12 protein-coding genes and 1 other annotated feature are annotated in these 13,628 nt (G+C 49.0%); of the genes, 7 read left to right on the forward strand and 5 right to left on the reverse strand.

Annotation, left to right across the window (positions count from 1 at the left end; genetic code table 11):
* Positions 1 to 20 precede the first annotated feature (20 nt).
* The 4 genes from AC6B99_RS25230 to AC6B99_RS25245 all read left to right on the forward strand — a co-directional run bounded on the left by AC6B99_RS25230 (position 21) and on the right by AC6B99_RS25245 (position 5,434).
* A complete protein-coding gene (locus tag AC6B99_RS25230; RefSeq protein ID WP_056041611.1) occupies positions 21 to 809 on the forward strand; it encodes a YlmH family RNA-binding protein in 789 nt (262 codons plus the stop codon).
* Between the two features lie 87 nt (positions 810 to 896).
* Positions 897 to 1,394, forward strand: a complete 498-nt coding sequence (locus AC6B99_RS25235) for a DivIVA domain-containing protein (RefSeq protein WP_046230429.1) — start codon at positions 897 to 899, stop codon at positions 1,392 to 1,394.
* 68 nt (positions 1,395 to 1,462) lie between these two features.
* Positions 1,463 to 1,759 (forward strand) — a binding site (T-box leader).
* A gap of 90 nt (positions 1,760 to 1,849) precedes the next feature.
* On the forward strand, positions 1,850 to 4,939 hold the full coding sequence (ileS, locus tag AC6B99_RS25240) for an isoleucine--tRNA ligase (protein WP_496664494.1): 3,090 nt from the start codon (positions 1,850 to 1,852) through the stop codon (positions 4,937 to 4,939).
* Between the two features lie 147 nt (positions 4,940 to 5,086).
* Complete coding sequence (locus AC6B99_RS25245) at positions 5,087 to 5,434, forward strand: DUF5665 domain-containing protein (protein ID WP_099520895.1); 348 nt, start codon at positions 5,087 to 5,089, stop codon at positions 5,432 to 5,434.
* Positions 5,435 to 5,558: 124 nt separating this feature from the next.
* Here AC6B99_RS25245 and AC6B99_RS25250 read toward each other — a convergent pair whose 3' ends face one another.
* The gene (locus tag AC6B99_RS25250) at positions 5,559 to 6,260 is read right to left on the reverse strand and encodes a TraR/DksA C4-type zinc finger protein (protein WP_494861753.1); all 702 of its coding nucleotides are present in this window, start codon (positions 6,258 to 6,260) and stop codon (positions 5,559 to 5,561) included.
* Positions 6,261 to 6,421: 161 nt separating this feature from the next.
* On the opposite strand from AC6B99_RS25250, the gene lspA reads away from it, so the two are divergent.
* From lspA to AC6B99_RS25265, 3 genes are all read left to right on the forward strand, one after another.
* A complete protein-coding gene (gene lspA / locus AC6B99_RS25255) occupies positions 6,422 to 6,946 on the forward strand; it encodes a signal peptidase II (protein ID WP_056041605.1) in 525 nt (174 codons plus the stop codon).
* Entirely contained in the window at positions 6,927 to 7,904 is a 978-nt protein-coding gene (locus tag AC6B99_RS25260) for an RluA family pseudouridine synthase (RefSeq protein WP_494861750.1), read from the forward strand. The genes lspA and AC6B99_RS25260 overlap by 20 nt, the downstream gene beginning before the upstream one ends.
* Positions 7,905 to 8,030: 126 nt before the next feature.
* Entirely contained in the window at positions 8,031 to 9,266 is a 1,236-nt protein-coding gene (locus AC6B99_RS25265) for an LL-diaminopimelate aminotransferase (protein WP_056041601.1), read from the forward strand.
* A 58-nt stretch (positions 9,267 to 9,324) separates the two neighbouring features.
* Here the strand turns inward: AC6B99_RS25265 and AC6B99_RS25270 are convergent, their stop codons facing one another.
* From AC6B99_RS25270 to AC6B99_RS25285, 4 genes are read right to left on the reverse strand one after another with little or no spacing between them, the layout of a single operon-like run.
* Positions 9,325 to 10,434: a GerAB/ArcD/ProY family transporter gene (locus AC6B99_RS25270; RefSeq protein WP_496664495.1), complete on the reverse strand. Its 1,110-nt coding sequence runs from the start codon at positions 10,432 to 10,434 to the stop codon at positions 9,325 to 9,327.
* Between the two features lie 23 nt (positions 10,435 to 10,457).
* Positions 10,458 to 10,697 carry a hypothetical protein gene (locus AC6B99_RS25275; protein ID WP_056041597.1) on the reverse strand — a complete coding sequence of 80 codons (240 nt, stop codon included), beginning with the start codon at positions 10,695 to 10,697 and terminating at the stop codon, positions 10,458 to 10,460.
* Between the two features lie 4 nt (positions 10,698 to 10,701).
* On the reverse strand, positions 10,702 to 11,907 hold the full coding sequence (locus tag AC6B99_RS25280) for a Ger(x)C family spore germination protein (protein ID WP_056041594.1): 1,206 nt from the start codon (positions 11,905 to 11,907) through the stop codon (positions 10,702 to 10,704).
* Between the two features lie 15 nt (positions 11,908 to 11,922).
* Positions 11,923 to 13,443 carry a spore germination protein gene (locus tag AC6B99_RS25285; protein ID WP_496664496.1) on the reverse strand — a complete coding sequence of 507 codons (1,521 nt, stop codon included), beginning with the start codon at positions 13,441 to 13,443 and terminating at the stop codon, positions 11,923 to 11,925.
* Between the last annotated feature and the right edge of the window lie 185 nt (positions 13,444 to 13,628).

Raw genomic sequence — 13,628 nt, forward strand, 5'->3', positions numbered from 1 at the left:
AAGTTAGGAAGGGAATTTCAATGAAATTACCTATATATGACCATTTCCACCCGGACGAGAAGCCATTCGTTGACCGGGCGTGGGAATGGGTGGAGCGGTCCGCACAGCAGCATGAGCTGAAGCGGACCGATTTTTTGGACCCGAGACAGGCTCAGATCGTTCAAAGCCTCGTCAATCGCCATCCGGATGTGGAGCTGCGGCTTGATGGCGGCTACCCTGAGGCAGAGCGCTGCCGGGCGATTATTGGGCCGGATTACCGCGATCTGGATCAGGAGCTTGCCGCAATTGCTGTGCTGGAGGTACAGGTCAGCGGTCCGGGCGGGACAAGCCAGCAGCTCGATCATGGCGATTACCTTGGCGCCCTGCTGGGCCTTGGCATCAAGCGTGACCGGGTAGGGGACATTCATGTCCATGAAACTTTCGCTCACATTATGATGACGGAAGATATTGCGGATTATTTGAACGTTCACTTAAGGCAGGTGCACCGTGCGAGCGTATTGACCGAAATCATTCCACTGTCTTCCTTGTCGCCAGTCGTGCCAGAGCTGCAGGAAATGAGCTTTACAGTGGCTTCGATGCGGGTAGACGGTATTGCAAGCGATGTGCACCGGATCAGCCGTACAAAAATTGTAGATCCCATTCGCGCCGGCAGATGCCGGGTGAACTGGAAAACGGTGGAAGACCCGTCCGAGCAGCTGCGCGAAGGCGATGTCGTATCTATAAAAGGGTTGGGCCGATTTAAAGTTATGGAGGCGGATGGCGTGACGAAGAAAGGCAGAATTCGGCTGAAGGTGGGCAAATTTATTTAGCCCAATTGCAGGATTTTGCTGGCGGTTGTCGAATCCTTTCCACAGCAAATGTTTTCCGGTATGGAAATAAGTCGAGGAGGTGCGCCGATGCCGTTAACGCCATTGGACATACATAATAAGGAATTTGGTCGCCGGTTGCGCGGCTATGACGAGGATGAGGTCAATGAATTTCTTGACCAGGTCATTAAAGATTATGAAACGATAATCCGCGAAAATAAGGAGCTGCAGAACCAGATCCTTAATATGCAGGAGAAGCTGAACCACTTCTCGAACATCGAAGAGACGCTGAGCAAGACGATTATCGTCGCACAAGAGGCGGCTGACGAGGTTCGAAACAATGCGAAGAAGGAAGCGCAGCTGATCATCAAGGAAGCGGAGAAAAATGCGGATCGCATTATTAATGACTCGCTGAGCAAGTCGCGCAAAGTATCGGTTGAGGTTGAGGAGCTGAAGAAGCAGGCATCGATCTTCCGTGCACGGTTCCGTACGCTTGTGGAAGCGCAGCTGGAACTGCTGAGCCAGGACGATTGGAGAACGCTTGATCCAGGCCAGCATCCTGAGCTGGAGCAGCTTTCCCGAGGTTAATCCGCACAACACGAATTGACAACGGGGCGACGATACGCTATAAATAGGATTAATGATTGTTCAGATGTGAAACTTCGTTGACGAGAACGAGTATGTATCGTGGCTTGATCCCCAGAGAGTCGTTGCTTTGCTGCAAGACGACGTTCAAGCAGTTACAGAATATCATCTCCGAGAAGCGGCGCCGAAACTTTTCCTAACCAGCTATTGTAGCTGTACGGCAGAAGGAGTAAGGGCCGACGGTCCGTCCTCCGTTACAAGGACCGTGGATGCTAAGGCATTCACGCCAAAGGTGCCGTCTTTTAGGCTGCTTATGCAGCGACATTGACGGAACAAGGGTGGTAACGCGAGCAAGCCTCGTCCCTTCTACAGGGGCGGGGCTTTATTTTTTTGAAAATATAAGCCTGCATAAGTTTCATTCTTATAAAGGGCTTCTAATTGTCGGGAGGAATTTGAAGATGCAACGTGTAGATGTGAAGGAAAAAGCAAGAACGCGCGAGCTTCGCGTATTAAAGCAGTGGGCGGATAACGATACGTTCAAAAAGTCGATTGAAAACCGTGAAGGCAAACCGAATTTCGTGTTTTATGAAGGTCCTCCGACCGCTAACGGCGCGCCGCATATCGGCCACGTGCTGGGCCGCGTCATTAAAGATTTTATTTGCCGCTACAAAACGATGTCCGGCTACCGCGTCGTTCGCAAAGCGGGCTGGGATACGCATGGCCTTCCTGTAGAGCTTGGTGTTGAGAAGCAGCTCGGCATTTCCGGCAAGCAGGAGATCGAAAATTACGGCGTAGAAGCTTTTATCAAAAAATGCAAGGACAGCGTCTTTGAATATGAGAAGCAGTGGCGCGAGCTGACCGAGGGCATCGCTTATTGGACAGATCTTGACAACCCGTACATTACGCTTAAAAACGAATATATCGAAAGTGTATGGCATATTCTCTCGACGATTCATAGCAAGGGCTTGCTGTATCGCGGTCACCGCGTAAGCCCATATTGCCCGTGCTGCCAAACGACGCTGAGCTCCCATGAGGTTGCTCAAGGGTATGAGGACGTTAAAGATTTGAGCGCAACGGTCAAGTTTAAGCTTGCGGACACTGGCGAATCCGTGCTGGCGTGGACGACTACGCCTTGGACGCTGCCGGCAAACGTAGCGCTTGCTGTTCATCCGGAGCTCGAATACGTTCGTGTAGCAAGCAATGGCGAAGTGTTTATCGTCGCTAAAAACCTGGTAGAGAGCGTATTTAAAGAGGAGCACGAAGTGCTGTCCTCGCTTAAGGGCTCCGAACTGGTTGGCCAAAGCTACGAGCCGCCATTCCGTTACGTTGCCGTTTCCAATGCGCATAAAGTCATCGCTGGCGATTTCGTAAGCGATACGAGCGGTACAGGTATTGTACACATTGCGCCGGCGCATGGTGAGGATGACTATAGAGTGGCACGCCAAAACGGCATCAGCATGCTGAACGTCGTGAACAATGCAGGCCGTTATGTCGATGAAGTGACAGACCTTGCTGGACGCTTCGTCAAAGATTGCGATGTCGACATTGTGAAAATGCTTAGCGAGCGCGGCCTGCTGTTCTCGAAGGAGCGTTACGAGCATAGCTATCCGTTCTGCTGGCGTTGTAAATCGCCGCTCTTGTATTATGCGACAGAAAGCTGGTTCATTGAGACGACGGCCGTTAAAGATCAGCTGATCGCTAACAACAATGGAGTAGACTGGTACCCAGGCCATATCCGCGAGGGACGCTTCGGCAAATTCCTTGAGGATTTGGTGGACTGGAACATCAGCCGCAACCGCTATTGGGGAACGCCGCTGAACGTATGGATTTGCGAAGCGACGGGCAAGCAATATTCGCCTGGCAGCATTGCCGATCTGCGCGAGCGTGCGGTTGGCGACGTGCCGGAGGACATTGAGCTGCATAAGCCTTACGTCGATGAAATCAAGCTGAAATCGCCGTTTGCCGAAGGCGCAATTATGACGCGTACGCCAGAAGTGATCGATGTATGGTTCGACAGCGGCTCCATGCCGTTTGCGCAGCATCATGTTCCTTTTGAAAATAACGATCGTTTTGCCGAACAGTATCCGGCAGATATGATTTGTGAAGGCATCGATCAGACGCGCGGCTGGTTCTACAGCCTGCTTGCGGTATCGACGTTATACAACGGCAAGGCGCCGTATAAAGCGGTTATTTCGACCGGACATATTTTGGATGAAAATGGTCAGAAAATGTCCAAATCCAAAGGCAATGTTATTGATCCTTGGGAAATTATCAACGAGTACGGCACGGATGCTTTCCGTTGGGCGCTGCTTGCGGATAGTGCACCTTGGAACAGCAAACGTTTCTCGCGTTCGATCGTGGGCGAAGCAAAATCGAAGGTCATTGACACCATTGTCAATACGCACGCCTTCTATGCGCTGTATGCAACGATCGATGGTTTCGATCACAAAACATACGAAGAGCGTCATTCCGCGAATAAGCTGGATCGCTGGATCGTATCGCGTCTGAACAGCCTGATCAAGACAACTGTGAAAGGGCTTGACGGTAATGACTTCCTGAATCCGGCGAAGGCGATTGAAATTTTCGTTGACGAGCTGAGCAACTGGTACATCCGTCGTTCCCGTGATCGTTTCTGGGGCAGCGGCCTGACCGAGGATAAAATCAATGCCTATCAAACGCTGCGTCATGTGCTGCTGACACTGGCACGCGTCATTGCGCCATATGCCCCGCTTCTTGCGGAAGACCTCTATGGCAACCTTGGCGGCGGAGAAAGCGTCCATCTCGCAAACTATCCTACAGCAGACGAGTCCGCTATTGACCTAACGCTAGAGCAGGATATGGAGAGCGCGAAGCAAATCGTCGAGCTTGCCCGCAACGTTCGCAACGAGACGGGCATCAAGACGCGTCAGCCGCTGTCTGAGCTGATCGTGTCCCTTGACCGTGAGTTTGACGTGGCAGGCTATGAGGAAATCGTGAAGGATGAAATCAATGTCAAATCAATCGTCGTGCAAAACAGCGATAGTGGATTTGTGGATTTCACGCTTAAGCTGAACCTCAAAGTGGCTGGTAAAAAATACGGCAAAAACGTTGGTCCGATTCAGGCTCACCTGAAATCGCTAACGGCCGACGAAACGCGTGCCGTTATAGCGCATGGCGCGCTCGCTATGGCTGTGGATGCGGAAGAGCTGTTCATTCCTGTCGAGGAGCTGCTCGTTGAGAAGCAAGCGAAATCCGGTTTTGCGTCCGCTTCTGGCGGCGGTATTACCGTAGCCTTGAATACGGACATTACGCCTGAGCTGGAGCAAGAGGGCTGGGTGCGCGAAGTGATCCGTGCGGTTCAAGATACGCGCAAAAAGCTGGATCTGCCAATCGAGAAGCGCATTGACCTTGTGCTGAGCGTCGATGAAGGATTGCGCACAGCGCTTGAAGCGTTCAGCCATGTGCTGGAGGAAAATGTACTGCTGAGCAGCGTTTCCTATGAAGAGCTTGAAGGCAGCGAACGGGTCCAATTGGGCGAGAAGGAAATTGGCATTTTGATCAAAGGCTAAAGCCAGGGCGCGAAGAAAATTGTGCCAAGCTTGTTTTATTCAGCATAAGAAAAAGGCGTTTAAGGATATAGTATAAGGAGCAAATAAAAAACGAGCATAGCTTATGCTCGTTTTTTCCTTATTTTTATGCCTGGGAGGGATGCTGAGATGAAAGAGCTGGAGCGTAAGCCGATTCGTTCCGTGAAGGAAGAGCAGTCGCTCGAACATACGCTAAGCAAGCTGGATAGCAGGCTGAGCAAGATAGCGGCGGAAATGGAACGTACGCAAATAGCCGAATATGTGGATTTGCTTAATCGGCCAATCAGCCTCATATGGCGCAATGTGCTTGCTGGCTTGGCGAGAGGCGTCGGTATCGCGATTGGCTTTACTTTTTTTGCAGCGACGATTTTGTATGTATTGCAAATTTTAGGGGCGCTCAATTTGCCGATTATCGGCGACTATATTGCGGATATCGTGCGCATCGTTCAGATTCAGCTGGAAGGGAAAAACTATTAGGCAGTAGGTTACATACATTGACAAAGACAAACGCTCCGTTATTTATTCATAATGCTGGCCTTATAAGAGCAGGGGCCTTTTTATGAACAAATAACGGAAGCTGCTGTCTATGAGCGAAACGTATTTAACGGTCCTGCTCCAAATGGTGGTCGCCTTCATTGCTTTCCATATAACGCTTATATTGTGAATTATGAATAATGGACACATGGCGCCCGGTAATATCGGTGGCAACGAAGCTTTCAAGCTGCTCTACAAAACCTTCATTTTCCTCGGAGGCCGAGCCAATATGCTCATAATCGGTTGCTTCGCGGTTGTCAGACATGGCCGGGGAGTCGGAGTTGCCCCATTGCTCGACAATTTGCCACGCATCTTCGCCGTCGAAGCCGGCCCAGCCCGTGTAGGCTTTTTCACTGGAATAGCCGTAAGGCATTTGAATCGTCTCTTCCTCAATTGGACGCTGCGCGTCCAGATCTTGCCGCGGAGCATGGTCCAGGCAATATAAGCAATCTGGAATGGCTTCCAGCCGTTCATAAGGAATAGGCTCCTTGCACACAATGCAGGAACCGTAGGTCCCGTTTTGAAAAGCTTCCAGCGCCGCATCAATTCTGTACAAATGCAGCTCCTCCTGCTCCAGCAGGGCAATGTCTTTGCTGCGCTCGAACATATCAGTTCCGGAATCCGCTGGGTGATTGTCGATTGTTGAAAGATCGCTGTTATTCGATTTCCATCCCGTAGCAAGGCCATAGTGGCCGTTATGCTCAAGTCGTTGTTCAATGTCTTGCTTGTCCGATATTAACCGAGCATGCAGCTCGCTTAGCTGTTCCATTGTAGGCAGCCTCATGTCAGGCACCGTCCTTTGCGCATTTAGTCCTCCGCACTGCAGAGGCTGGCTCATTCCATATTGACTATGCTACAATAGCTTGGGACATATGACGGAATGTTATGCAGACGGAAAGGCCTTGCATGCACAACGAAAGGAGAAAGTAGATGCGTTATTACTACTACTGGATCGCTTTATTCGTATTTGTTGTAGATTTTATAACGAAGAAAATAATTGCGACACAGCTGAACCTGGGTGATTTGATTAGTGTAATTGGCAATTTCTTTTACATTACATCGCACCGCAACAAAGGGGCTGCCTTTGGTATTTTGCAGGAGCAGCGTTTATTTTTTATCGTCATTACGATTGTTATTTTAGCCGCGATTATCTGGTACATACAAACGACTCGGAAGCTCGGCAAAGTATGGTTGTTAACAGGTCTTGGACTTGTGCTTGGCGGAGCGTTCGGCAATTTTCTGGACCGGGCGATGTACGGCGAAGTTGTCGATTTCCTGCTGTTTAATTTCGGCAGCTATTCGTTCCCGATTTTTAACGTCGCTGATTCGGCGATTTGCGTAGGTGTCGCATTGATATTAATTGATGCCTTGCTGACCTCGAAGCAGGAGAAGCAGGATCAAATGAGAAGTGAAGAGGATAAGGAGTCTAACCCGAATGAGCAGCAAACCGTTTGATGAGCAAGAAATAGAGCAAGAGTTTGAACTGGAAGAGCAGGAGCAAGTTGGTTTTGTCATTGACGAGGATCAAGCTGGCGAACGTCTGGACAAAGTCGTAACCGAAGCGATGGATGATCCGTCTATATCGCGCACGCAAGTGCAGGAATGGCTTAAGGTCCAAGCTGTAACGGTAAACGGCCAAACAGGCAAAAGAAATTATAAAGTTGCCGCGGGCGACGTTATCGTCGTTACGATTCCCGAGCCGGAAGAGGCTGTCATTGATCCTGAAAATATACCGCTTGATATCGTCTATGAGGATAGCGATGTCATCGTCATTAACAAACCGCGCGGACTAGTCGTTCACCCCGCACCGGGCCATTCATCGGGCACCGTTGTCAACGCGCTCATGTATCATTGTAAAGACCTGTCGGGCATTAACGGCGTACTTCGTCCCGGCATCGTCCATCGCATTGACAAGGACACCTCAGGACTGCTGATGATCGCGAAAAATGATTTGGCTCACGCTTCGCTCGCTGCGCAGCTGAAGGACCATTCGATAACGCGCAAATATATCGGTTTGGTGCATGGCAATTTGCCGCATGACCATGGCACGATTGATGCGCCAATCGGCAGAGATACGAATGACCGTAAAATGTTTACAGTCACGGAGCGCAACAGCAAGCATGCGGTTACGCATTTCATGGTTATCGAGCGTATTGGGGAAGACTATTCGCTATTGGAGCTGCAGCTTGAGACAGGGCGCACGCATCAAATTCGCGTCCACTTAAAGTATATTGGCTATCCGCTGGCAGGCGATCCGATGTATGGTCGCAACAAGACAGTAGCGCTTAAAGGACAAGCGCTGCATGCGGCAGTGCTTGGCTTCAAGCATCCGCGCACAGGCGAGCTCATGCATTTCGAAGCGCCGATTCCCGGCGATATGAACCATGTATTGAGCGTACTGCGCGGCCGATAAGCCGGGCTGGAGTGTCCTTGCACTTGGCGGAGCAGTATCGCGAAAATACAAACTTTTGGGCAAATCCTTTATTAAGTCTCGGGGAAAAGTAAGCTATTCTAGTAGTTAAAGGATTGGTGATAAATAATGACGAACATTAATCATAATTACCAGGAGCTGCAAGGCAGCTATTTATTTTCCGAGATTGCAAAGCGTCGCACCCAGTTTATTAAAGAAAACCCGAATGCCGAAATTATTAGCTTAGGGATTGGCGACGTTACGCGGGGGTTGCCGGAAGCGGTTGTTAAAGCGATGCACGAAGCTGTGGACGAGCTGGCTGTACCAGGCTCATTCCGCGGATACGGCCCGGAGCAAGGGTATGACTTCTTGATTAACGCCATTATCGAGAATGATTACAAAGCACGCGGCGTCGATATTCAAACGAACGAAGTGTTTTTGAGCGATGGCTCAAAATGCGACGTCGGCAACATTCAGGAGATTTTTAGCCAAAACAGCATCGTAGCGGTTCAAGATCCGGTGTACCCGGTTTATGTGGACACGAATGTTATGGCTGGACGCTCTGGCAAATACAATACAGATTCGAAGCGTTATGAAAATATCGTTTACCTAGAGTGCACAGCGGAAAACAACTTTACGCCAAGCCTGCCAGACCGCAAGGTGGATCTGATTTACCTATGCTACCCGAACAATCCGACGGGCATGACGCTTTCCCGTGAGGAATTGCAAAAATGGGTTGACTACGCAAAAAGCAACAATTGCATCATTTTGTACGATTCGGCTTATGAAGCTTTTATTCAAGAATCGGATGTGCCGCATAGCATTTATGAAATCGAAGGCGCGAAGGAAGTTGCAATCGAATTCCGCAGCTTCTCCAAAACAGCAGGCTTCACAGGCGTTCGTTGTGCTTACACCGTCGTTCCACGCGAGCTGAAAGGCTTCGATGACAACGGCAAGGAAGTATTGATCAATGATCTGTGGAACCGTCGTCACACGACGAAATTCAACGGTGTGTCTTACGTCACTCAGCGCGGCGCAGCAGCAATCTACTCGCCAGAAGGCAAAGAGCAGATTAAAGCACTGGTGGACTACTACATGACGAATGCGAAAATCATTCGTGACGGTCTTGCTTCGATTGGTCTTGAAGTATTTGGCGGCGTTAACGCGCCGTACATTTGGCTGAAAACACCAAACGGCCTCGATTCATGGGCCTTCTTCGACAAGTTGCTTTCGGAAGCGAACATTGTGGGTACGCCGGGCGTCGGCTTCGGACAAAGCGGCCAAGGCTACTTCCGCCTGACTGCATTTGGCAGCCGTGAAAATACGGAAAAAGCGGTTGAACGTATTCGCAAAATGTCGCTGTAAGCCAAACGGATAAATGGCTTGCATAACATATGCCATAAGACAAAAAAGCTTCGCAACCTCAGGTTGCGGAGCTTTTTTTCTTGAATTTTTTCTTCATATAATAGATGGAAACGAGCAGTGCCGGAATTATAAAGCCATGGGTGAAATCCCAGTCGATCCAGTAGGGAACAATCGTTTTGACATAATACAAAAGATTGGGTGCAATCATCATGGCCAGACCAAACATGAGGAAGGAGGTTGGAACGATGAGCGGTTTGAAGGTAGAGAGCCTCAGCAGCTGCGCCGTTCCGATCGAGAAGGCGTAAAAATAAAGCACGGTTTTGAAGAAGGTTGAAATGACCCAGGCAGTAGCTATTAAAGCTTCAATACGCTGAAGAAAAGCCCCGATATTGATTTTTTGCGTCAGCACATAAGTCGAATAAATATTATGCTCGGTAAAATAAGCGCCGAGAACCGTCAAGGAAATAAACACGAGCAGGAAAAGCAGCAGTGAAGCGCATAAGGCCGAGATAAGCACATCCTTGTTTCGATGAGCTGGTTTGGAGGCATAGGGGAAAATCATGAGAAAGGAGCATAATTCCCCGAACGGATAAACGCTGAACATCATCGTAGCATGAGCGAATGACGGCCCTTCCGAGCCAAAATAGGGCTTTAACCGTTCTAAATCCATTTGCGGGATCAGACAGACAATTAAAGCTAAACAAATAAAAATAAACAGTGGCAGCAAGATTTCGGCGCTTCGGGCAATCGACTCAATGCCATTCCATACGCCCCACATGAGGATCAGCACGAACAAGAGATGGATGTAGCGAATAGGTGTACTCAGGAACAGCTGAGTTGTCAAAAAGTCTCCAACCTCACGGATGAAGGTTGAGCCAGCCAGCAGGAAAAAGAGCAAATAGGCGCAGCTGAGCAGCGCCCCCAGCCATTTTCCGAGAATACGGTCATTGATTTGAACTAGATTGAGCTTTGGGTAAAAGCTGCTCAAATGGAGAATCAGCCAAAGAATAAGCAACCCGATAGGTATGCCGAACAGGGCGGCGATCCACCCATCCTGCTGCGCGTAGCCCGCAATAATAGCAGGTATGATCAAGATCATATCGCCAACAGCGGCTAAAAAAACAAGCACGGCCAGCTGTCTTGCGCTAATTCTTCCTTTTTCCAGCATGGCATAGTGGCTCCCTTCATAGTTTAAGGTCGGAACATTCGATCGAAAAATTGATTGACGGGCTCATAAATCGTAATTAACGCATTAAGCGGGCTTGGCACAGGCTGCACATTTGCTGCGTAAATGCTGAAGGTGGTTCCGGCACTGAGCAGCAGAAAATAAGCAAAAGCCTCTCGTTTCAGCTTTTTTTTGATTAAAGCGGGCATTTGAATCATCCCGAAGGAAATAGCGACACATAATACAATGAGCGTTGGCAGTGACATTGGTTTACTCCTTTATATCCTGTAAAATAGAATCGTCGAGCATGCCGACCCCTCGCAGTTGAACATGAACTTCGTATTCTATCTTCAGTCTTGGGAACTCCTCATCCCAATGATCGCGTAATTGCGCCCACTGCTTGGGATTATTTCGGCTAATATTCAGACCAAATCCAAAAATGTCGGATTTAAAACGCTTTTGAACAGTTTTTACAGATTCTTTCATAAACATTTCGATTTTTTCGCTGCCCTCCTTCTCAATGATTTTGAGGTCATCCTGACTAGAGATTGGCACGGTACAAGCATCTCCCATGATGCTGGACATATTGTTGACTTTAATGTGGATAACCGGCTTTCCGTCTACAATTTTGGAGGTAACATCGGTCTGGCTGCGCAGTACCTTGATGTTTAGCTTGTCTTTATGGTCCGGGCAAGGTAAGTTTCCCGTCGTACTTTTTATATTGTTTGTAATATAGTTATAGCCTTTGCTTTCCTGCTCGTTCATCCAGCCAAGCAGCCTGTCCTTCTTGAGCACTGCCATGCCAGTATACGTCAAATTCGCTGCGGGCTTAATTGTCGTCAAATTATCCTTATTTCCACCGTGCTGCTTATCACCTATAATTTGGACGCCAGTCAGTACAGGCTCCACTCCGTCGCTAATCATTTTCTCCAATAAATCGTCAGAGGCGGTAGTAATAGTAGGTGCCCATGTTTTTGCGGAATTTTGCAGGGAAAGGAACAGGTTATTGGCTGGAATGGTTTCCAGCGGGGTTAAAATATTCAAAATTTCCGAAGCTTTCGAATGGCGTGCAATCATCACATAATAGTCTGGCCGGATTTCCGGATGCCGCAAAAAAGTTTCCAACTCATCGGCAATGCCCATTCTAGCGACCGCTTCGCTGAAAATAAGTACGCGAATATGGGACATATAGCTAATCCGTGGGTTAATCAGGCTCATTTTATTAATCGCTTCGAGGACGGTGGGCGCGCTCGCTTGGTACAGCGTTACGGGCGTTGTCGTGCTTTTTCCGGAATTGGATGCTACTTCCGATGGGACGACGATCTGGCAGGATACTTCCAGCATATTGTTCTTTCCCTTATCGATCGCCATAGCAAGAACGATGCCAAGTTCGTTCATTTCCTGACGGTCCCAGCAGCCGGTTATCAACAGCAAAATTAAAGCGGCAGCCAACAAGGAAATACCTGTTCTTTTCATGCGGCGTCCCCTTCCTTATAAGCGTTTCGTACGTTTCTTTTGCCTTTTTTTCTGTCTATTGCCATTGGAGTATGGTCGATTCATCATATGCGTCCATGGCATACGAAACAGTGAATCTTTTATATCTGAAGCTACGAATGGGCCGAATGGGCTCATGTATGCTGCACCAAACGAACGCAAATTCGTCAAATGAAGCAAAATGGCCAGCATTCCGAGCAAAATGCCGAAAAATCCGAACGTTGCCGCTAGAATCATGAGCAAAAAACGCAAAATCCGTACGGCGATCGACATGCCGTTTTCGGGAATGACGTAGCTCGATATGGCGGTAATCGAGACGATAATGACCATCGCTGCCGATACGACGCCAGCGTCTACAGCTGCCTGTCCGATAACGAGCGTGCCAACGATGGATACTGCCTGGCCTACCGTCTTAGGTATGCGTACGCCCGCTTCGCGCAGAATTTCATAGGTAAGCTCCATAAGGACGGCTTCGATGAACGCAGGGAACGGTACGCCCTCGCGCTGTGCTGCGAGATTAATGAGCAGGCTGGTCGGCAGCATTTCCTGATGAAAAGTCGTAATGGCGATATAGAAGGAGGGCGCAAGCATGGCGATAAAAAACGATAAATAGCGAATGAGCCGCAACAGGGAGCTGATATCTGCGCGCTGGTAATAGTCCTCGGGCGATTGGAAGAAATGGACGAACAGTGAAGGGACAAGCATGACGAACGGAGTGCCATCGACGATAATGGCAACCCGACCTTCCAGCAGTCCGGCAGCGACCGTATCAGGGCGCTCGCTGTTGTAGATCGTGGGAAAAGGTGTCAGTGTAACGTCCTGAATCAGTTCCTCAATATAGCCGCTTTCCAAAATGCTGTCGATATCAATATCATCCAGCCGGCGCCGCACCTCTTCGATTACACCTTTATCAACCAGATGTTTCATGTACATAAGAGCAACGGATGTTTTTGTTAGTTTTCCGATTTGCCGCGTTTCCAACCAGAGCTGAGAATCTTTAATTCTTCTGCGGATTAAAGTGGTGTTCGTACGCAGATTTTCTGTAAAAGCTTCCATAGGCCCGCGAACGACTGATTGCGATTGTGGTTCGGTTATACTGCGGTCTTCCCAACCAGCCGCGCTAATGCTAATGGCTTGCATGCTGTTATCCAGGAGCAATACAATGGCGCCGGACAGCAGGCGATGGAACAGAAGCTCCATCTCATCGATATAATCGGTGTTTCCGGCGATTAATACATCCTCTTTCACATGAGTTAAGCGATCATTCGGATCGTCAAACTTTGGCGTGTGCTCATTCGCATAGCCCATAAGTGAGCCCAATACCGACTGATGAAGCATTTGAATATCAATCATGCCTTCAATATAAACGAGAGCGCCAGGCCACAGATGCAGGCAGGAGAACCGTTTGACGACGAGATCCGAGCTGCCGCCGATTTCAGTTTGAATATGCTGGATGCACGCATCGAGTGAAGCGGGCAGGCTGACTTTTTCATGTGGCCGTGATACGTGCGACTGCATCTTGTTCCCTCCTGCTTGCAAAATGTCCGTAGTTGCTGGTTAGTATGCCAACAGATTGCCATAAATATGATAAACATCCAGCACAAGGTGGGCAGATCGTGTTTAAGGCTGCTGCCACTTGACATCTTATGTCGAACGTGGGATAATTCCTTTGGTATAAAGTTGTACCTTTAACTCAGTCCTGT

It is taken from the genome of Paenibacillus liaoningensis, assembly GCF_059609455.1.

Excerpts from the sequence above, each read along its gene's own strand:
- AC6B99_RS25285 (WP_496664496.1), bottom strand. The coding sequence starts at position 13,443 with ATGCAGTCGCACGTATCACGGCCACATGAAAAAGTCAGCCTGCCCGCT.
- AC6B99_RS25265 (WP_056041601.1), top strand. The coding sequence starts at position 8,031 with ATGACGAACATTAATCATAATTACCAGGAGCTGCAAGGCAGCTATTTA.
- AC6B99_RS25230 (WP_056041611.1), top strand. The coding sequence starts at position 21 with ATGAAATTACCTATATATGACCATTTCCACCCGGACGAGAAGCCATTC.
- AC6B99_RS25250 (WP_494861753.1), bottom strand. The coding sequence starts at position 6,260 with ATGGAACAGCTAAGCGAGCTGCATGCTCGGTTAATATCGGACAAGCAA.
- AC6B99_RS25235 (WP_046230429.1), top strand. The coding sequence starts at position 897 with ATGCCGTTAACGCCATTGGACATACATAATAAGGAATTTGGTCGCCGG.
- AC6B99_RS25245 (WP_099520895.1), top strand. The coding sequence starts at position 5,087 with ATGAAAGAGCTGGAGCGTAAGCCGATTCGTTCCGTGAAGGAAGAGCAG.
- AC6B99_RS25275 (WP_056041597.1), bottom strand. The coding sequence starts at position 10,697 with ATGTCACTGCCAACGCTCATTGTATTATGTGTCGCTATTTCCTTCGGG.
- AC6B99_RS25260 (WP_494861750.1), top strand. The coding sequence starts at position 6,927 with ATGAGCAGCAAACCGTTTGATGAGCAAGAAATAGAGCAAGAGTTTGAA.
- AC6B99_RS25280 (WP_056041594.1), bottom strand. The coding sequence starts at position 11,907 with ATGAAAAGAACAGGTATTTCCTTGTTGGCTGCCGCTTTAATTTTGCTG.
- AC6B99_RS25270 (WP_496664495.1), bottom strand. The coding sequence starts at position 10,434 with ATGCTGGAAAAAGGAAGAATTAGCGCAAGACAGCTGGCCGTGCTTGTT.
- lspA (WP_056041605.1), top strand. The coding sequence starts at position 6,422 with ATGCGTTATTACTACTACTGGATCGCTTTATTCGTATTTGTTGTAGAT.
- ileS (WP_496664494.1), top strand. The coding sequence starts at position 1,850 with ATGCAACGTGTAGATGTGAAGGAAAAAGCAAGAACGCGCGAGCTTCGC.